This window comes from Nostoc sp. 106C (assembly GCF_002154725.1).
Classification (GTDB): Bacteria; Cyanobacteriota; Cyanobacteriia; order Cyanobacteriales; family Nostocaceae; genus Aulosira.
In genome coordinates this window covers 37,266-57,205 of the sequence record NZ_MTAW01000145.1, presented here as the reverse complement: position 1 = coordinate 57,205, position 19,940 = coordinate 37,266, and the positions used below count along the sequence as shown (strand labels likewise).

Sequence of the window (19,940 nt, the reverse complement as noted above, 5' to 3'; positions counted from 1 at the left end):
TTAACCAATACTCCGGTTTGGTAATGATGCGTTTATTCTTTGAGATAGGTTGTTAAATAGAATAATAGCATTCTGCAACGCTCAAAAAAACTATTCGGGAAATCATAATTAATATAATAAATGCTGCAATATAATGCAATATTTTGGAAGAAATGTTGTGTTTAATAACAAGAATATACAAAATTATTAACTTAACTTGACAATTAATATAATTATTGCATTTCTATAGCAATCTGTGTAGGAGTTGTGAAATTACTCTTTGAGGCAGAGAACAGGGAGTAGGAAAGAAGAATATACAATACCTTTTTTCATAAATGAATAGGGCAGTTATATCAAGTTAACTATTTTTAATAGCCTAAATTAGATTATAAGAAAATGATTAAGTCATTTTTTAAAAAGCCAGAAATAAACACATCAGATAATCCTTGCTAATCACAGAAATAAATTTTATTAACTTGTCTAGCTGAGGCTGAATAAACTTAATGTCACAGGAATGACACAGAATTTACATATTGTATACGTACTATTGAAATACAAATTTAATAGGTATTAGTTAAAAATATTTAACCATTTATACTACGGATAAAAATCTGATGTGTTATTCATTACTTGCCGAGACTCGTAGATATAGCCAATTGGGAGATTGTATTTATAAATCAGAATACGGTAAATATTATATCTACCTGGAGACTTAATTTATATATTCATCTCGGCTATACATTGCTAAACTTACTCTTTACTCCGGGATTGGATGAAATTGGAAGTAGGTAAGTTTTCTTTGATAAGGCGAACATAACTAAATTTAAAATTATCCAAAGTTTGTGTTTCTTGTACCTAACCTTCTAATAGGTGTACACTCAGAATTAAGAGTTTATATAATAGGCAACAGGATATAGATTATTGGTGGCGATTTTCTCAATTAGCTATTACTATTGCTTTTAGTTAAATTCAGTACATTGACTAAAAAATGTCGGAAATGAAAGCTTCATTCTTTACAAAAAACACAGGGTTACTACGCCAAAAACTCAAAGACTACATAAGCAAAGTAAAGCAATGGCTTGAAGATACACCAGAAAGAGCACTCTTAGAAGCTTACGAGGCTGCTCAGATAATTAGAAACATTGAAATTGAGCATTTTGGTAGCCAAAAAATTTCTGCTTCATCAGGAAAATATACCGAAAATGTCATGTCTTATTGGCAAGGTTACCTGAAGAAGAATTTAACTATTATTAAAATTAGGCTAGCAGAATTTCGTTTAAGTCGCTCAATGTTGGATGTCTCCAATAGTGCAATTTTAGATAAACTACAGTTCATTGATGAAGTAATATCCAAGTATACTCCTAGAGATGAACAAATTAGTAGCAGTGCCATAGTACCAATTTCTGAGCCACTGCAAATTAATAATAATGAAATCAATAAGAAAGTAGATTCATCCAATATAAAAATTCATAAAGTTCCCTCACTTAGCCAAAAAACTGGATTTTTACCTCGGTCTATAGGCAGAACAATTAATAAAATTCAAGCAGACTTGTCTCCGCAAGCAGAAGAACAATTTGTTAGAGATTATCAGATTTCGCGAAAGAGAACAAGAATTGCATTGAGATTTTTCTTAATTTTAATTCTTGTGCCACTCTTAACTCAACATTTTTCTAAGCAATTATTAATAAGCCCTTTAGTAGAAAGAACTAGAGGCGAAACAACATCTCAACTTTTTCTTAATACAGATATGGAAGAAAAAGCTTTGAGCGAATTGAAGAGTTTTGAGAACCGACTGAAATTGGAAAGTTTATTACATAACGCACCAGCACTTTCTTCTGAAGGAGTTCAAGAACAAATTCGTGATAAAGCTATTGAGATAGCTGAGGAATTCAGTCATGAGAGCAATAGTGCTATTAGCAATGTATTTGCTGATTTGCTTTCACTAGTTGCTTTTGGTGTTGTAGTTGCTATGAGCAAAAAAGAAATTGTAATTGTTAAGTCTTTTATAGATGATATTGTCTATGGTCTTAGTGATAGTGCCAAGGCTTTTTTAATTATTTTGTTCACGGATATATTTGTAGGATTTCACTCACCGCATGGATGGGAAGTTTTACTAGAAGGTTTCGCAGAACATTTAGGTCTACCAGCTAACAGAAGCGCCATATTTTTGTTTATTGCGACATTTCCTGTAATTTTAGATACTATATTTAAATACTGGATATTTCGCTATCTCAGTCGTTTGTCTCCTTCAGCATTAGCTACCTTCAAAGAGATGAATGAATAATTGCCAATCATAAATTTGTATAGATAAATGCTTTTTCTTGACAAAGTTGTTTGGATTACTGGAGCATCATCTGGTATTGGCGAAGCATTAGCTTATCAATTTGCCAATCAAGGTGCAAAGTTAATTATTTCATCAAGAAAGGAAGATGAATTGCTCAGGGTTAAACAAAATATTAGTAGCGAGTGTTTGGTTATTGCCTTTGATATTTCAGATTCGACATCGGTAGAAAAGGCAGCAAATACTGCTATAAATTATTATGGCAAAATCGATATTTTGGTAAATAATGCAGGTGTTAGCCAACGTTCTTTAGTAGTTGAGACCCAAACAATAGTTGACAGGACAATTATGGAAGTCAATTATTTTGGTACTATCAATATTACTAAAATAATTTTGCCATTTATGATTGCCAATGGTGGTGGACAAATTGCGGTAATTTCAAGTATAGCTGGCAAAGTTGGCTTTCCATTACGTTCGGCTTATGCAGCTTCAAAACACGCCTTGCATGGTTTTTTTGAAACATTGCAGTTGGAATTAAAGCCAGAACATAAAATTTTTATTACCATTGTGTGCCCAGGAAGAATTAAAACCAATATCTCACGCAATGCTTTAAAATATGATGGAAGTTTGTATGGAAAAATGGATGAAGGGCAAGAAAAAGGCATGAATGCTGAAATTTGTGCTCAGAAAATCTTGAAATCTATTTATCAAAAAAAGCCAGAAGTATATATTGGCGGTTCTGATGTTTTGTTAGTGTATTTTAAAAGATATTTACCTACATTATTTTATTGGATAGCTAGCAGAGTCAAACCAACCTGAAGTTAAAGTAAAGATTTTCTTGCTAAAAACTAAACCAGCACAACAGATTGTTTTTGTGAGCATCGCTTCATACAATATTATTGACCTCTTAGAAGTAAAAAGGTCAATCACTATAAACGATTACAGACACCATAATTCCAGAAGCCTTTGAGCAAGCTCATGATTTTGCAGGACTGCTCGTCGTCTTTGGATTTCTTGCAGCTTTTATCCTTAGCAAACTCGCTTGAGAATAAAGAATTTTACTAGTTTCGTAATTAATGATGAGTAAGTAAAGATCGTGAGTGCAGAGATATCATTAGCCTGGAAAGAAGTTCAATCCATGATCAATGGATTTGTTACACTGTTGCCTAAGCTTGTGCTAGCTTTAATTGTTTTTCTCATATTTTTCTTGATTGCTGGAGCAATTAAAAAATCAGTTAAACGATTAACTCGTAACCGTCGCTACGCTAGAAATCTAGGATTGGTACTAGGAAGGTTAGCACAGGGTACAACAATACTGGTGGGTCTATTTGTGGCTTTATCAATTGTTATCCCCACATTTAGAGCAGGTGATTTAGTGCAACTTTTGGGAATCAGCGGGGTAGCAATTGGTTTTGCTTTCCGCGATATTTTGCAAAACTTTTTAGCTGGTATTTTAATTCTGCTAACTGAACCGTTCCGAATAGACGATCAGATCGTCTTTAAAGATTTTGAGGGAACTGTAGAAAATATTGAAACACGCGCGACCACAATCAAAACTTATGATGGTCGCCGAATTGTGATTCCTAACTCCGAGTTATTCACCAATTCTATAACCGTAAATACCGCCTTTGAAAGCCGCCGTTTACAGTACGATGTCGGTATTGGTTATGGTGATGATATTGACCGAGCCAAGCAATTAATTTTAGAAGCAATGCATAGCGTAGATCAGGTATTAAAAGACCCTGCTCCTGATGTATTGGTAATGGAACTAGCTGAAAGTACTGTTAATATACGCGCACGCTGGTGGATTAAACCACCACGCAGGGCAGATGATCTTATTTCACGCGATCGCGTACTATGTGCAATTAAGAAAAAGCTCGTCGAAAACGGCATAGACTTGCCTTTTCCCACGACACAGATTTTATTTCATGACCAAACCGAAGAGACAGATGGCGATCGTTCCCGTCAGCGTGAAGGATGGCCAGCAGGAAAAGGTGAATTACCCAAACCTCACCGGATCAGTGATTCTCTAAGGTTGCTTGCTCAAATGCGTTCCTCTAATGATGGGAACGGCAAAGTAGATTCTGAAATCGACGGACAATGAGAACACCAAATTAAACAAGCGATATTTACATTATTTTTATAACAAAAATTAATCATTAGTATCTACTAAAAATATGCAACATCAAGCAAAACATTTGGGGTCGAATTTATTAAATTTGAACATTTTGTCAACTAAGCAAACAGTATCAATGATCAAGCTTTTTTTTCAACAACCAATAACTTACTTACTAGTACCTTGTTTAGGAATAACAGCCGGATTTTTAAGTAGTTGTACAACAGATGTATCTAGAGAAGTTAGTCCTCTGGTTGCTTCTACCCCAACACCCACAGTTCAACAGACAGCTAATCAAAGCGATCGCTCTCTTACTCCAACTGCTGAAGACAACAATTTTGTGGTAGCAGTTGTAGAAAAAGTCGAACCAGCAGTAGTTCAAATTAATACTTCTCGAACTGTGACAACTCAAGCGCCACAGCTACCTGGTGGGTTGAACGATCCATTCTTGCGGCGGTTTTTTGGTGAAGCTGTACCAACACAGCCTCAAGAGCGAGTTGTGCGCGGTCTTGGTTCTGGTTTTGTTATCGATCCCAATGGGCGAATTCTTACCAACGCTCATGTTGTCAACAATGCTGATACAGTAACGGTGTCATTTTCTGATGGTCGTACTGTTCAAGGCAAAGTGTTGGGTAACGATCCTGTAAGCGATGTTGCAGTTGTCCAGATTCCTGGTAATAATCTCCCAACAGTAGAAATCGCAAATTCTGACTCAGTGCGACCAGGACAATGGGCGATCGCAATTGGTAATCCCTTGGGTTTGCAACAAACTGTAACCGTCGGTGTGATTAGTGCGATTAACCGTTCTTTAAACCTTTCTACCAGACCAGCTAGCTATATTCAAACTGATGCAGCAATTAATCCTGGTAATTCAGGCGGGCCTTTACTCAATGCGCGCGGTCAAGTAATAGGAATTAACACAGCAATTATTCAAGGTGCTGAAGGTATCGGCTTTGCCATTCCTATCGATACGGCTCAAAGAATTAGTCAGCAATTGATTAGTAAGGGCAAAGTTGAATACCCGTATTTAGGTATCGAAATGCTAGCTCTAACGCCAGAAATTAAACAAAGACTCAATAATTCTCCTAATACTAATATTCACATTCAAGCAGATCAAGGAATTTTAATTGCTCGTGTAGTTCCTCGTTCGCCAGCTGATAGAGCCGGATTGCGTGCAGGAGATGTCATCCAAAGAATTAACAATCAACCAGTTACCAAAGCTGATGAAATTCTACAAATACTTCAAAACAGTGGTATAGGTAAGAACTTGCCAATCGAAGTACAACGCAATGGACAGACTTTGCAATTGACAGTCAGACCTGAGCCGCTGCCATCGCCAACTAATACCCAGCCTTAAGGTCAGACTTTATGGTGAGAAGCCAAAGCACAGGTTTGATTGGAATCGCCAATTTCTATTTGTAAAGTAGAATGTTCAATGCCGAAATGGTCGTGCAGTTCTTTACAAGTTTGGACGAGAAAATCATCACCAGGATGACCAGAGGACATCACCAAGTGAGCAGTTAAGGCTGTTTCAGTTGTACTCATTGCCCAAATGTGTAAATCGTGGATTTGGGTAACACCAGGAAGTTCTGATAGATAAGTTTGAACTGCTAATGGCTCAATTCCCTCTGGGACAGCATCTAATGCTAGATTCACCGAATCTTTCAATAACTGCCAAGTTCCAAATACCACCACAGCAACGATAATCAAGCTCACAACTGGGTCAAACCATAGCCAGCCTGTGAAAACAATGGCGATACCAGCTAATACAACTCCTAAAGAAACTCCAGCATCAGCAGCCATGTGTAAGAATGCGCCGCGAATGTTTAAGTCGTGTTTGCGACCGGACATAAACATCAGTGCAGTGATCGTATTGATGAAAATTCCTACCATCGCAACAGCGATGACTGTATTTCCTCCTACAGATGCGGGTGTGTGAAAGCGTTGCAGCGCTTCCCAAGCAATTCCGCCCATGACTAACAAAAGCGCGATCGCATTAATCAAAGCCGCTAAGATTGAGGAACGTCGCAGACCATAGGTATAGCGTTGGCTTGGGGGTCGGCTACCCAGAAAACTTGCACCCCAAGCAAGTAGCAGTCCTAATACATCACTCATATTGTGGCCTGCATCAGCAAGCAGAGCCAGAGAGTGAGCTAAGTATCCATAAACTGCTTCAATAATTACAAATCCCAAATTCAGGATAATACCAATCATGAAAGCGCGGCTGTAGTTATTAGTGCCATGTTCATGATGATGATGATGACTATGACTATGATTATGTGCCATCCTTGATACCTAAATAACAGCCTGCTTCTTAACGCTAGTTTCTAGAATTTTTGTGCTAATCACCACTAACTTAACTTAACATCAATCTCTTTCTTTAAATAGAAAGAAATAGAGAATTTGCCATCCGTATAGCAGAAGTTAGAGAAAATAATCGCCATTATTTTATGAGGTTAGAGTATTGATTATTTGAAATGCAAATACTCTGAGAAGCTAGAAATGTCATGAAATGATGAGGATGAATCATGATTAACTTGGGATATGCCAGCTTGTTTATAGTTATATTGGCAGCATTATTGGCAGCGATGACTCAAATGGGTGTTGCATTAGATGAAGCAGATATCGGGCGCTTCTCGATTTGGACAGGTATTGCTTCTGTAATTGCTGGTTTGCCAATGATGTTATGGTAATTAGCTCTATAGCTCATTCATTCTGAAGATTTTGAGGTTAAGAATGAGCTTGCTACTTCTAATATCAAACTTTGAAGTATTTGTGTTTTCAATAGTGATTTGTATTACATAATTTATTAAAAATTAATCTGGATTGCCTCATTCAGAGTAAGTTACAGCGAGGAATACTCAAACAAAGCGGATGTTTCCGCACTTGGATCGGAATTTGATAAGCATTTGCATAATTAAATAATTTATACCTGATTACTCTACCATTTGTTAGAGGAAAGAATCGCACTTCTTAATTACGATGTGTATACGATGGGCTTCCTATTGATTTTTGAAATCCAAGTAAATATGGTGGGCACTATCCACCATAGACTGCTTAAAGTTTTTCACAAATAATTTAGGATTCTTATACTTAGCTATATTCAGAGAATGAAGATTGTTTTCATTTTTTAAAATAAGTCAGAAACTCAAAGTTTTGAGATAGCAATTGTGTTGTTAAAGGCTGAATATGCAACACATAGGTTTATAAGACAGGCTCAAAAAGGCAAATACTCAAATCACTGCGTGCTTTGTGAGGCGTATTCAACCTGGTTATAAGCTCTTTCTCTGAGTGCGAAGATTTCTCATCCCCTAGCCCCTATTTTTGTAGGAGATTAATCATGGCTACCGTTGAACAATTGCAAGCATGGCATGAGTTGGCACAACAATTGCGGGTTGATAGTATTCGTGCTACCACGGCTGCTGGCTCGGGTCATCCCACTTCTTCTATGTCTGCTGCTGACTTAATGGCAGTGCTGCTTGCGAAGTATCTCCACTACGACTTCAGCAATCCAAGCGATCGCAACAACGACCACCTCATCTTCTCAAAAGGACATGCAGCACCGCTATTGTATGCAATGTATCGTGCCGCAGGAGTAATTGACGATCACGAGTTGATGTCACTACGAAAATATGGCAGTCGCTTAGAAGGACACCCTACTCCAGTACTACCTTGGGTAGATGTGGCAACTGGTTCCCTTGGTCAAGGATTACCAGTTGCCGTTGGCGTTGCTTTAGCTGGCGAATATTTAGACAAGCTACCATATCATACTTGGGTTTTGCTTGGGGATAGTGAAATGGCTGAAGGTTCGATTTGGGAAGCTTTTGAACACGCCACCCACTACAAACTGGCAAATTTAATCGCTATCCTTGATGTCAACCGCTTGGGCCAGCGCGGCGAAACAATGTTAGGTTGGAACACTCAAGTATACTGCGATCGCGCTCGGGCTTTCGGCTGGAAAACAATTGAAATAGACGGTCACAACTTAGAAGAAATTGACCAAGCCTACGCAGAAGCAGTCGATAACCTCGATTTTCCTACACTTATTGTGGCTCGGACAAAAAAAGGCAAGGGTGTAGCTCATTTAGAAGATATTGGCGGTTGGCATGGTAAAGCATTAAAACCCGATGATGCCAAAAATGCGATCGCTGAATTGGGAGGAGAACGCCAAATAATTATTCAGGTTGAACAACCGAACTCGGAGGTTCAAACAGCTACAACTGCTCAAACTCAAGCTCTCCAGCTTCCTGTATACCAAGAAGGTGATTTAGTTGCAACTCGTAAAGCCTACGGGGATGCTTTGAAAGCTTTAGGCGCATCCCGACCGGATGTGGTTGCTTTAGATGGAGAAGTGAGCAACTCCACCTACGCCGAAGAGTTTGCCAAAACTTACCCCGATCGCTATTTTGAGATGTACATTGCCGAGCAGCAAATGGTAGCCGCAGCAGTAGGATTACAAGTGCGCCAGTACAAACCTTTTGCTTCCACCTTTGCAGCGTTCTTAAGTCGAGCTTACGATTTTATCCGCATGGCTGCGATCTCTCGCGCTGATATTAAACTTGTTGGTTCCCATGCGGGAGTCTCAATTGGTCAAGATGGCCCTTCCCAAATGGCATTGGAAGATTTAGCTTGTTTGCGCGCAGTTTGGAGCAGCACCGTGCTTTACCCCTGCGATGCTAATCAGACTGCCAAACTTGTAGCCGAAATGGTAGATCTTGATGGCATTGTTTATCTGCGCACAACCCGTGAAAGCACACCTGTTCTTTATCCATCTGATGAAGATTTTGCAGTTGGTGGTAGCAAAGTTGTTCGCAGTTCCGATCGCGATCAAGTAGCGGTAATTGCAGCCGGGATTACAGTACATGAAGCACTCAAAGCTTACGATCGCCTGAAACAAGAAGACATTGCAGTGCGGATCATTGATGCTTACTCTCTCAAGCCAATTGATGCTGCAACCCTGCACCAAGCCGCCCGTGACACAGATGGCAAACTCATTGTAGTAGAAGATCACTGGAGTGAAGGCGGACTAGGTGCTGCTGTTCTTGATGCTTTTGTAGGTGTGGGCGCTGCTCCTAGCTATGGTGAATTGCCACTAAACTTTGTCAAGCTAGCCGTACAAGATATGCCAGGATCGGGCACTCCTGAAGAACTACTTCATGCCGCCCGCATTGATGCCGATGCCATTGTCGAAGCAGTGCGATCGCTTGTTCAACAAGCTAGTTGGGTGCCAACAGAATAACATCCATGATGTCCTTGTTAACACTGACAAAAATATAGTTCTCTCGGACACTCAACAACCGCCCGCAGGCTAGAAGCTTGCGGGCAATATAATTTGTCTGTCGATGCATTAACATTACAGAGCGATGCATTAACATTGCAGGGCGATGCATTAGCATTGCAGGTCGATGCATTAGCATTGCAGAGCGATGTATTAGCATTGCAGAGCAATGCATTAGCATTGCAGGTCGATGCAAATACCAAACTGCAAAAAGATATTAATTGGTAAGAAACACAATCTTTAAATAAGTATTTATTATATTAATTCAAGCTACTTACTTAGGTTGCCAAATATATATCATTTAACAACAGCTTAAATTTACGTCTTTTGATATATATAAATTGCTACTTTAGATAGTTTTGCTAATTATAATCCAGAAAATACTCATTTTATAATTACTATTAATGTATTATTTAAAACTTTCTTTAGTAACAAAAAATGATTTCTCCTTGGAAAACTTCTTTACCACTAGAAAAGTACTCATTAGAACGTGTTGTCATCTATTTTCACAATGATGAACAATGGGTGCCAATTAAGCACTGTTATCTGTTAAAAGCAGTTGCACTTTACCAAAAAACAATAATGTTATCAGGCAAAGAAGTTTTTGCATTTCCTCCTGATTTAGACCCTAATATCTTTTATAAATTGACTTAAATCTCTACTAAGTTACTATCTGTTGTATTAGCTTAAAATTGATGAGATTGCTGCCCTACAAGACGTTAGGGTTGCAATGAAAGATACTACTTTTGATTGCAATTTGGTGTGATACCAATTCACGAAAATCCTGATACACATAAATTTTTCGTAGGGGTTTAGCATTGCTAAACCTTTATCCGCGTATTTGTATCATTATTAAGGTGAAATGGTATGAGTATTGGTAGTTGACCATTATTGCTTTTTTTGATTTCCTATTTTTATCTACTTAGAGTAATAGGAAAGCTGAGGTGATACTCGGTAATTTCAATTTATGTTGGGTCAAATCCAATCAAAAATTATGGCTACTCTCAAAGTTTCTTAACAAGGACTCGTAAGCATAAAACAAGCTAGAAAGCGAGTGCTTGATTTTTAGATGCGTTTTCCTTAGAGATTTTAGATTTGCAAGTGCGTAAGCTAGACATCGCCTATTGCCATTCCGCCCAAATAATAACTTTTGCAAAGAGACAGGATTTTACGTATTTTTATGGTGGCTATATGTAAAATTTACAGATGAGCATGGTAAGTGGGCTAATATCATGTTGGATTCTCGATTTTAAATCATAGATTTTGCTAACGTTCTCACGGATTATTTGACGATTTCAAAGTTTCGCCAAATTGGGATTATTACGTTATGCCTGATTCATCGTTTACAGCTTCCAGCCAGAAAAATGCTGCAACCAAGCGGGATGTGAAGCAGGTTCCGTTTGTTGAGTTATTTAATCATCGTGTACAGGGAGTAGTTTCTAGCGGTTCTGATATTGAACGGGTTTACGTTTCTTTTTTTGAAGCAGGGACGCTAGATTTTTATTGCAGTACAAATAATAACCGTCCTTGTGGGGGTTTGGGAGGCTATCCCTGTAAGCATTTGCAAGCTGTGATGAAGGAAGCGATCGCAGCTTATGGTTTCGATCAAGTAATTAATTATCTCAAGGTTCCAGGTGATGTCAGTCAAATTACTTCTGTTGGCGACATTATCAATCGTCGCGGTACGGTAAAAAAAGAACCTGCAAGTGAAGTTTTTAGCCGCTTTTTAAATTACCTGCGTTACTTGGAATTGGAAACGTCAAATTCTCCGCTACCTGAAATGAGTTGGTTTGTTTAATTGTCATTTGTCATTGGTCAATAGTCATTTGTTATTTCTCTCCTGCCCCTCTGCCCCCTTGTCCCTATATTTAAATTAGGATTGCTATCACATGGCTTTCCCTGGCGCGTTGCATCAATTAGGCGAAAGCAATCAAGTAGTATTCGAGTTGATTGCTGGTTTAGATGAGTGTTTTATTACTGGCTTTGCCAATCTAGACGATCAACATCTCCAAACTCTGAAGGCTTTTGAGCGTGTATTTACTGGCACTCCGTTACAGCAAACATTGGCTGATGCTGTTGTAGCAATTAGCTCAAATGAGTTTGTAGATAAGCATTTTTCCGTTTTAGCGAGTGTGCGTGCTGCCATTCAAGGAGCGCTATTTGATACATTACAATCTCAAATGCGAAGTTTGTTAGGACGTACAGAAATTGCTGAGGTAGAGTCTGAAGAATCAAGCGAAGCACCAAATAATGCCAAAGTTCTTTTAGCAAGTGTGCGTCACTGGTTAATGGAAATTGCTTTAGTAGGCTATGCGCGTCTAGATACAGCAACTTTAGTTGATTTTGCGGGGACACTCGAACAAATCCAAGCGGAACCTTTATTAATACGACAAGCTGCATTACTAACGGGATATTTTAATGAATTAATGCGTCAGGTGCCGGTGGTTGATAGCCAAGCAATTCCTACATACCGTTGGGTTGACTTGTGGACACAGGCAATGATAGGAACATTACGCCCAGCTAATTTACCAAAATCGCAGCCAATATCAGGAAACTTAGAAATTTTAGGTTTAGATTTACGCCAACACGCAAATTTAGTTAGCTTTACAGCTTATGGGTTGTTAGATGCAAATAATCAAACTCAGTTGGTGCGAGTTACCCAATCAGCTTACAAGGTAGATGCAATCAATAACGAGCAAATTTGGTTATTATTTCCCAATGCAACTGCTTTGCTTGATGCTTTCGCGCAAACTCGCATATTGCAAATTAAAGATGTACCTTTGCTACCTACCGGAGATTTACTCTGGCAAGGTCAAGGAGAACTTGGTCAAAATTATAATTTGATGGAGCGAGCATCGAAATTTTTTGCTGAGAACCCAGCGAATAGCCTAGTTTATTCTACAGTTGCAGCGAGCGATCGCCATCCCATCCAACTTGCCGAACCGATATTTCTCAGTAAATATAAAGTCGTCAAAAATGACGAAAATGTTGTTTTAAGTTGGGGTGATGCAGGAGAACTCAGCATTGCTAACGAACGTATCAGCAGTTTATCAGAATTAAATTTAGATGCGATCGCCAAATCTCAGCAAATCTTCGGTTTATTACGCTTCGATGCTGGGAAATGGACAGTTCAACCTTTAGCAGTAACAGTTAAAAACAAAACAATATATACAGGACAAACCGCAGCGTCAGTAATTGCGAAGAAAGATTCAATTAAAGGTAGCGTCGTGGGAATTCTACAAGAACGTTCTAGTCGGCTACTGCGTAAGGGTTGAGGAAAATATCATGGATACAGAACAAATTGCCCAACGCCGTCAAGTTGTATACTGGCGCTTGCTAACTAGTATGTTTGGCTTCAGCGAACAGGGAGCAAATTTTGAAAACATGGCGACTGAAGTTGTCGGCGAGTTAAATTTACCGCAATTAATCCTCGACCCTAATATCAGCATCGAACACTTACTGCACCGCTACCCAGAATTAGAAGCAGATTTTAATAATCCAATTATTCCCCAAGACGACGCAGCCACCGAAGCAGAAACCGCCACCCTGCGCCGCGCCCTAGTTTTCTCCAAATTACTGCTAAATTCTTTCGGTCCCAACACCCAAACAGGAGTTGTCACCGCCCAACAATACGCCCAATGGCTGAAAGATGTCGGATTTTTAGAAAAAGCCTTGGGCTGTCAACCGGGAAGTTTACGTGGGAACGGGCCGAGTATCGGGAAAAATCCAGGTAATCAAAATCAAGGTAGTGGTAACGGTGGCGGTATGGGTGCGGGTTCTGGTACTGGTGGTGGTTTCACCGTCACAGAAGAACAACTCCGCGCCACTCTCAAAGCTTTGGAAGGTGAATTAATTCATCGCATGGCTTTACACGAAGTTCTTAAAGATGACAGGTTAGCTAGTCAACTTACGCCATCAATGGCTTTGGTAGAACAGCTTTTACGCGAAAAAGCGAATTTGTCAGGAAATGCGCTGAAAAACGCCAAACGGTTGATTCAGGAGTATGTAGACGAACTCGCCCAAGTGCTGCGGTTACAAGTAGCGCAAGCTGTGGCGGGCAAAATTGATTATTCAGTACCGCCGAAACGGATATTTCGCAACTTAGATTTAAAACGAACGATATGGAAGAATCTCACTAACTGGAACCCAGAAGAACAAAGATTATTTGTTGATAGGCTTTACTACCACCACACAGCCAAGAAGAAAACACCAACTCGCATGATTGTAGTTGTTGACCAATCAGGTTCAATGGTTGATGCGATGGTGCAATGTACTATCCTCGCTTCGATTTTTGCTGGACTTCCAAATGTGGAAGTGCATTTGTTAGCGTTTGATACTCAAGTAATTGATTTAACAGCTTGGGTACATGACCCATTTGAAGTCTTATTGCGGACTAACTTAGGTGGAGGAACACATATTTACCTTGCATTGCAAGAAGCCGCACAAAAGATTTTAGAACCAAAAAATACGGCGATGGTGTTAATTTCTGACTTTTACGAAGGTGGTAGCGACCAAGTTTTATTTGACTATATTAAATCGCTGAAGGAGTCGGGATTGCATTTTATCCCCGTGGGTGCGGTGACAAGTTCAGGATATTTCAGTGTGAATCAATGGTTCCGCGACAAGTTGAAGGAGTTGGGTATGCCGATTTTAACTGGTAGTCCGAAGAAGTTAATTCAGGAATTAAAAAAAGTAATTGTTAATTAACTTCTTACCTCTGTGTCCCCTGCGTCTCTGTGGTTCAAAAATTATTTTCTAACCGCAGAGGCGCAGAGAACGCAGAGAAAAATTACAGAGAATAATTAGGAGATAAAAATGGCAAGGGCTAAGAGTAATACTACAAATAGTGCAAGTAGCGATACGAAAGATAATGCTGTAATGCTGCGCCAACCGGCGGAAATGAAATATGCAGACGAGTTGGAATATTTAGCCTCAATTGATAAAGGTGCAAGACCATTTTCTTGGCGACTGTCGCCGCAAATGGTAAGGACTTTCGTGTTGGGAAGTACGCCATCGCAAAAACTTGACCGCCAAATTGAGCAGAAATGGTACGGAGATAGTGCGATCGCCGAACGTGCTATTGTCACTTTAGCTTCTGACCGGGGTTTATTGTTGATTGGCGACCCTGGTACAGGTAAAAGCTGGTTAGCAGAATTACTAGCGGCGGCGATTTCTGGGAATTCAACGTATGTAGTTCAAGGAACGGCGGGAACTACAGAAGACCAAATTAAGTATTCTTGGAACGTGGCGATGGTAATTGCAGCTGGTCAATCCCGCGATTCTTTGATTCCCTCACCAATTATGACAGCCATGCACAGTGGGGCAATGGGCAGATTTGAGGAATTGACACGCTGTACTTCTGATGTGCAAGATGCACTGATATCAATACTGAGTGAAAAGTATATTTCGATTCCTGAACTTAGAGATGATAATGTGGCTTTTGCTCAACCGGGGTTTAATGTAATTGCCACAGCCAACAGCCGAGATAGGGGTGTAAATGAACTTTCCTCAGCGTTGAAGCGGCGGTTTAATTTTGTACATATGCCTGTGGTGACGAACAAGAAGCAAGAAAAAGAAATTATCCTTTTCCGCACCAAAGAGTTAATGAACCGTCACGGCTTTGAGGTGGATGTGCCACCAACGCTATTGGATGTATTGTTGCAAACCTTTGCCGATTTGCGCGAAACCAGTGCAGCCGCCAGTTCCGACGACCAGCGTTTAGAGTCGGCGCTTTCCACAGCAGAACAAATCGGTGTTTTAGAAGATGCGATTTTACATAGCCGTTATTTTGGCGCTACCAATTTAGAAGCTGGTGCATTAGCCAAATCATTGGTGGGTACTTTGGTGCGTCGTCAACCGGAAGATATTTCAGTGATGAATCAGTTTTGGCACGCAGTTGTAGAGAAGCGTAGTAAAGAAAACAAAGGTGAATGGGAAGCCTTTCTCGAAGGTGGGAAACAAGCAATGGGGTTATTTTAAGCAATAAATCTCTAACAGAGGTGCGCGTTAAGATGAGTGAATATCTCAAAGAACTGAATATTTAGAGCTAAAGGAGAAAACTATGACTATTGCCGCTTCCGATACACCTTTGGCAAAATCATTACCTACAAACATCACCATACTTCAAGGCATTCACTGGGATACCTATCAGAATTTAGTGCGAGATTTGGAGTCACAACCAGGAACGCGACTAACTTATGATGATGGCACTTTGGAGATTATGATGCCGCTACCACCACACGAAACTTTTAAGAAACTACTTGGTCGTTTTGTCGAAGTTACTACAGAAGAGATAGGAATTGAAATTCGTAGCTTAGGTTCTACAACTTGGACACGAGAAGATTTACGCAAGGGTTTAGAACCAGATGAATGTTATTACATTCAAAATGAGTTAGCTGTGCGCGGTAAAGATGTAATTGATTTGACAATTGATCCACCTCCAGATTTGGCAATTGAAGTTGATAGTACCAGCAGTTCGATGAATCGGATGGGGATTTATGCGGCGTTGGGTGTGCCGGAAGTATGGCGTTTTGATCGTGAGATTTTGACAATTTTGAGTTTAGTTAATAATGACTACCAACCCCGTGAAATGTCGTTAGTGTTGCCGATGTTTAATGCTGTTGTGTTGATGAAGTTTTTGGAGTTAAGTTTAACGATGGGTGAAACAAGTTTAATTCGTCATGTGCGGCAATGGGTAAGGGAACAGTTAGCCAAATCATCATAGAAAATCAGGTAGAAATTTGAATAAACGATGTGTATGCCTTCTTAATCAAACTCTACAGGCCATAAATCTGCAACTGGTACTTCCCAACCTGGAAGCAGTTCGGGAACCGTTAGTACATCGCCATTGTTAAGTACAATTACCTCTTTTCCCAAATTGTAAACTTCCACAATTTGCTCATCAGGATTAAGCAAAATTCCGACTTTAGTTCCCAAACTCAGAAATTCTTGAATCTTAGTTCTTATATCCTCTAAATTATCGCTGGGAGACTTGACCTCAACAGTTAAATCAGGAGCCAATTGAGCAAAAGATTTGGGACTGCGACGCAAACGTTCGGCTAAAACAAATGAAGCATCTGATGCACGCAAATCTGAGTTTGGCAATCTAAAACCAGCACTAGAAGCTGTTATTCTTCCTAGCTTACGCGGCTTAACCCAGTTGTATAACTGAGACACCATCGTAGCAGCAACTTCATCTGATTCGTATCCTGATGGACTCATGACAATAATATTACCCTTAACTAGTTCCATCCGATAGTCGGGGTACTGTTGCTGTATTTTCTCTAAATCTTCAAGTGTCAGTGACATAAAGCCTCCGATTCTGACATGGGCTGTATTTATATTATGAGAAATCTAAAATATCGCACAAATGACAAATGACGACTCCCACGAGTTAACTTTATTTACGCCTATCTCCTAAACTATGGTTACCTTACCAACTGCATTCAAAGCACTTCAAGAACAACTCCTCAACGCTGCGGAAAAATTCGCTACTGATGCTCAACCTTTAAGCGAAATGCTGATAGCTTTAATGACAGATGTAGAAAAAGCCAGCAACGAACCTCTAGAAATTTTCCCGGTGTGTCACCATTCACCATCCTCCGCTTTGCAGATGGTACGACGGTTAAGGGAGAAGCCGCCGAAAGTAATCTACTTGGAATTGTGCGAAGACTTACAAAACACCGTCGAGAATTTGCGCGATTGTAAATTACCCGTAGCTTTACAAGCCTTCGCTGCTGAATCTGAGAGTTTTTCCCCCAAAATCATGCCTTTGAGTGTGGTAGCACCCATTACCGAAGCTTCCGCAGAATATCAAGCGATCGCATTTGCACTCCAAAACCCGGAAACTAAGTTAGTATTTGTTGATAGAGCGGTTGATTTTGTCTTCCAGTGGGAACCTCCCGATAAAAAACCTGTGGCAGAATCGGAGGAACCCGCCAGCGATGAAGCCAAAATGCACGGTTCGGCGATTGGTGTGGAAGTAGGTAGCCTTGTTCCCACCTTTGACCAATTTTTAACCTTTTTACTACGCAATTCCAATACTCGCCACTTTTCGGAATGGTGGGATGAGTATGTAGAAACAGCAATTATTGGCGCAGATTACGAAACATATCGCCAGGTGATGTTCCTCATCGGTAGCTTGATGCGCCGCTTAGGAACCCGCAACCACGATATTGAAATCGACCGTCAGCGCGAACGCTATATGTGGACTTGCATGAAAAAACACATGGCGGCGAATAAAATTGCACCGTCGGAAGCTATCTATATATGTGGTGCAGCGCACTCAGCTAGCGATGTAGAAGAATATAGCGTTACTAATAATAATGTTTGGGAAATCCCTGAACGTAGCCAAACTAAATGGTTATACGGCCTGATTCCTTCTAGTTTTGCTGCAATTGAATACCAATTTCATCACCCCGCGGGTACAGTATCCCTAGCGGAAGCCAATTGGAAAAAGAATCTCAAGATTACGGGATTGAAGGGATTTTCTTTAAATAAAGAAGAGAAAGCTAGTAAAAAGCAGCAAAGTCAAGTTGCAGCCAAAGCCACAAACTCCAACCTCACAGCCTTTTTAACTCGTCCCCCAGAATTAGCAGCCGCAGATACGGAACAATTATTGCAATGGTGCGCTGATATTGTAGGATTAGCGCGGAAAAATGCCTATTTAGCTAGTACCGCAGACTCAATCGCTATTTATCAAACCTCAATGTTGCTAGCTGGGATGCGAAACCGGATGCACCCCACACCTTACGATTTCCAGGATGCAGCCATAACTTGTCTCGAAAAAGACCGCACTCCCAAAAAACGCAATATTTACCAACTTTGCCAAATCTTACTCGGAGGCGATCGCATTGGTACGGTTGGTTATGCTTCTTTACCTCCCTTAGCCCAAGATGTTTACGATAGGCTGCAACCATTGGGAGTCAACTTACTTGCACAAACCAACCAACGCGCCTTAATGGATTTTAAACAGCAACCGGAACTTCTACCATGTTCCGATGTGCTGTGGCGATTGTATTATTTGTTAAGCGATCGCATTGTTAAACCCATTATGGGTGATCGCAGTCTCGGTTCAAAACCAATTCAAGAATCTTGGGAAATTCGCATCGGTAAATACCAGCGCGATATTATTATGCTCGGTTACGAAGGTGTGAGCATCGAGCAAGTTATCGAACAGCGACTCAAGCAGACAGCTTTCTCTCCCCAAGCTCAAACCAGCGATGTCCTCAAAGCCACGGAAGATAGCATTTTATACGCTCGTAGTCTGAGATTAACTCAAGAACTCGGAGAACACGCGATTTCTCTCCTCAAACAAGAAACTGGTGTCAGCGATGCGCCACAAGTATTTGAGCGAGTCCGGCGGTTAGTACATTATTACCGCGCCACACCCACAGGCTTACCAGAATGGATAGAGCGCTTTGTTACCACTGGCTACGGACATTACGCCACATTACTACCCCAGGCTTTTGCTGATAGAGGAACAACGCCTGAACAAATTGCTGGGATGTTGAATTTTATTTTTACCCTTGAAAGTTTGGCATTATCTCTAGGTTGTAATCGCAGTCAATTATTAATTGGTGTCAAACAATCCAGTCAAGGTTTAGACGACCCCGCCAAAATAGGTTTATTGTGGACAACTGAATGGTTGCTGACACTACGAAAACTAGAAGAAATTCGGGAATTCTTTGATGAGGTGATTAACAATGAAATGTTAATTAAATCTTTCCCCGAATACTTAAACGGTTTTATCTTATCTCTGACTTTTGCACCCCGAATTAGTAAATTTGTTGTGGAACTTCTGAGTAAATTATTTGCCACAGTTCCCGATAAAATATTATTACCTTGGTTACCCAGCCTCATTCTTAAGCTGCGACCCCATGCCCAAATTTTGCAAGGATTAATCAAAGAAGCAGCTAGTAATTTTCCTAATACATTGCCTGGTTTTAATAACTGGGTTCCTGCGTGGTCAAAGCCGCAGCCAGAAAATAAAGAACAAGTCAAGCGAGTTGAGGCTGCACCAGCACTTAGCGATAATGAATTGAAAATTAGAGAATTTCTATTAAATTTTCCAGCGACAACCAATGCTTTCGCTAAATTACTGGGAATTAAAGAGTTGACTTGGGAAGAGAGTTTAGAAACGAATATAAATTCAGGCGATCGCTTATCTGAAAAAGAAGTCAAAACGCAAGAATTAATTACTGCTAATCCAGCAACATTAAATTACTTTGCTAACATAATTAATTCAAATTTTTAATTCATGAATTATCGTAGAGGGCGATAAAAGC

16 protein-coding genes are annotated in these 19,940 nt (G+C 40.0%); 14 read left to right on the top strand and 2 right to left on the bottom strand.

Annotation, left to right across the window (positions count from 1 at the left end):
- The first annotated feature begins 976 nt into the window (after positions 1-976).
- The 4 genes from BV375_RS22345 to BV375_RS22330 all read left to right on the top strand — a co-directional run bounded on the left by BV375_RS22345 (position 977) and on the right by BV375_RS22330 (position 5,733).
- Complete coding sequence (locus tag BV375_RS22345) at positions 977-2,263, top strand: proton extrusion protein PcxA (protein ID WP_086764339.1); 1,287 nt, start codon at positions 977-979, stop codon at positions 2,261-2,263.
- A gap of 27 nt (positions 2,264-2,290) precedes the next feature.
- Positions 2,291-3,079 carry an SDR family oxidoreductase gene (locus BV375_RS22340; protein ID WP_086764336.1) on the top strand — a complete coding sequence of 263 codons (789 nt, stop codon included), beginning with the start codon at positions 2,291-2,293 and terminating at the stop codon, positions 3,077-3,079.
- Between the two features lie 277 nt (positions 3,080-3,356).
- Complete coding sequence (locus BV375_RS22335) at positions 3,357-4,364, top strand: mechanosensitive ion channel family protein (protein WP_086764332.1); 1,008 nt, start codon at positions 3,357-3,359, stop codon at positions 4,362-4,364.
- 148 nt (positions 4,365-4,512) lie between these two features.
- Positions 4,513-5,733, top strand: a complete 1,221-nt coding sequence (locus BV375_RS22330; RefSeq protein ID WP_086764540.1) for an HhoA/HhoB/HtrA family serine endopeptidase — start codon at positions 4,513-4,515, stop codon at positions 5,731-5,733.
- Between the two features lie 2 nt (positions 5,734-5,735).
- On the opposite strand, the gene BV375_RS22325 is transcribed toward BV375_RS22330, so the two are convergent.
- Positions 5,736-6,662, bottom strand: a complete 927-nt coding sequence (locus tag BV375_RS22325) for a cation diffusion facilitator family transporter (RefSeq protein ID WP_086764330.1) — start codon at positions 6,660-6,662, stop codon at positions 5,736-5,738.
- 242 nt (positions 6,663-6,904) lie between these two features.
- On the opposite strand from BV375_RS22325, the gene BV375_RS37095 reads away from it, so the two are divergent.
- From BV375_RS37095 to BV375_RS22290, 9 genes are all read left to right on the top strand, one after another.
- Complete coding sequence (locus BV375_RS37095) at positions 6,905-7,069, top strand: hypothetical protein (RefSeq protein WP_166507503.1); 165 nt, start codon at positions 6,905-6,907, stop codon at positions 7,067-7,069.
- Positions 7,070-7,716: 647 nt separating this feature from the next.
- On the top strand, positions 7,717-9,615 hold the full coding sequence (locus BV375_RS22320; RefSeq protein WP_086764328.1) for a transketolase: 1,899 nt from the start codon (positions 7,717-7,719) through the stop codon (positions 9,613-9,615).
- A 93-nt stretch (positions 9,616-9,708) separates the two neighbouring features.
- Positions 9,709-9,882, top strand: a complete 174-nt coding sequence (locus BV375_RS37090) for a hypothetical protein (RefSeq protein ID WP_166507502.1) — start codon at positions 9,709-9,711, stop codon at positions 9,880-9,882.
- 210 nt (positions 9,883-10,092) lie between these two features.
- Positions 10,093-10,308: a hypothetical protein gene (locus BV375_RS22315; protein ID WP_086764326.1), complete on the top strand. Its 216-nt coding sequence runs from the start codon at positions 10,093-10,095 to the stop codon at positions 10,306-10,308.
- 673 nt (positions 10,309-10,981) lie between these two features.
- Positions 10,982-11,452 carry a hypothetical protein gene (locus BV375_RS22310; protein ID WP_086764324.1) on the top strand — a complete coding sequence of 157 codons (471 nt, stop codon included), beginning with the start codon at positions 10,982-10,984 and terminating at the stop codon, positions 11,450-11,452.
- A 91-nt stretch (positions 11,453-11,543) separates the two neighbouring features.
- Positions 11,544-12,929, top strand: coding sequence for a hypothetical protein (locus BV375_RS22305; protein ID WP_086764322.1), 1,386 nt, complete (start codon positions 11,544-11,546; stop codon positions 12,927-12,929).
- Positions 12,930-12,939: 10 nt separating this feature from the next.
- The gene (locus BV375_RS22300; protein WP_086764320.1) at positions 12,940-14,361 is read left to right on the top strand and encodes a VWA domain-containing protein; all 1,422 of its coding nucleotides are present in this window, start codon (positions 12,940-12,942) and stop codon (positions 14,359-14,361) included.
- A 108-nt stretch (positions 14,362-14,469) separates the two neighbouring features.
- Complete coding sequence (locus BV375_RS22295) at positions 14,470-15,633, top strand: AAA family ATPase (RefSeq protein WP_208096271.1); 1,164 nt, start codon at positions 14,470-14,472, stop codon at positions 15,631-15,633.
- 82 nt (positions 15,634-15,715) lie between these two features.
- Entirely contained in the window at positions 15,716-16,378 is a 663-nt protein-coding gene (locus BV375_RS22290) for a Uma2 family endonuclease (RefSeq protein ID WP_086764318.1), read from the top strand.
- A 41-nt stretch (positions 16,379-16,419) separates the two neighbouring features.
- On the opposite strand, the gene BV375_RS22285 is transcribed toward BV375_RS22290, so the two are convergent.
- Complete coding sequence (locus BV375_RS22285; protein WP_086764316.1) at positions 16,420-16,962, bottom strand: Uma2 family endonuclease; 543 nt, start codon at positions 16,960-16,962, stop codon at positions 16,420-16,422.
- Positions 16,963-17,077: 115 nt separating this feature from the next.
- Here BV375_RS22285 and BV375_RS22280 point away from each other — a divergent pair, with 115 nt between their 5' ends.
- On the top strand, positions 17,078-19,909 hold the full coding sequence (locus BV375_RS22280; protein WP_086764314.1) for a DUF5682 family protein: 2,832 nt from the start codon (positions 17,078-17,080) through the stop codon (positions 19,907-19,909).
- The last annotated feature ends 31 nt before the right edge of the window (positions 19,910-19,940 follow it).

Excerpts from the sequence above, each read along its gene's own strand:
- BV375_RS22330 (WP_086764540.1), top strand. The coding sequence starts at position 4,513 with ATGATCAAGCTTTTTTTTCAACAACCAATAACTTACTTACTAGTACCT.
- BV375_RS22315 (WP_086764326.1), top strand. The coding sequence starts at position 10,093 with ATGATTTCTCCTTGGAAAACTTCTTTACCACTAGAAAAGTACTCATTA.
- BV375_RS22320 (WP_086764328.1), top strand. The coding sequence starts at position 7,717 with ATGGCTACCGTTGAACAATTGCAAGCATGGCATGAGTTGGCACAACAA.
- BV375_RS22295 (WP_208096271.1), top strand. The coding sequence starts at position 14,470 with ATGGCAAGGGCTAAGAGTAATACTACAAATAGTGCAAGTAGCGATACG.
- BV375_RS22280 (WP_086764314.1), top strand. The coding sequence starts at position 17,078 with ATGGTTACCTTACCAACTGCATTCAAAGCACTTCAAGAACAACTCCTC.
- BV375_RS22290 (WP_086764318.1), top strand. The coding sequence starts at position 15,716 with ATGACTATTGCCGCTTCCGATACACCTTTGGCAAAATCATTACCTACA.
- BV375_RS22345 (WP_086764339.1), top strand. The coding sequence starts at position 977 with ATGAAAGCTTCATTCTTTACAAAAAACACAGGGTTACTACGCCAAAAA.
- BV375_RS22285 (WP_086764316.1), bottom strand. The coding sequence starts at position 16,962 with ATGTCACTGACACTTGAAGATTTAGAGAAAATACAGCAACAGTACCCC.
- BV375_RS37095 (WP_166507503.1), top strand. The coding sequence starts at position 6,905 with ATGATTAACTTGGGATATGCCAGCTTGTTTATAGTTATATTGGCAGCA.
- BV375_RS22325 (WP_086764330.1), bottom strand. The coding sequence starts at position 6,662 with ATGGCACATAATCATAGTCATAGTCATCATCATCATCATGAACATGGC.
- BV375_RS22300 (WP_086764320.1), top strand. The coding sequence starts at position 12,940 with ATGGATACAGAACAAATTGCCCAACGCCGTCAAGTTGTATACTGGCGC.
- BV375_RS22305 (WP_086764322.1), top strand. The coding sequence starts at position 11,544 with ATGGCTTTCCCTGGCGCGTTGCATCAATTAGGCGAAAGCAATCAAGTA.
- BV375_RS22340 (WP_086764336.1), top strand. The coding sequence starts at position 2,291 with ATGCTTTTTCTTGACAAAGTTGTTTGGATTACTGGAGCATCATCTGGT.
- BV375_RS22310 (WP_086764324.1), top strand. The coding sequence starts at position 10,982 with ATGCCTGATTCATCGTTTACAGCTTCCAGCCAGAAAAATGCTGCAACC.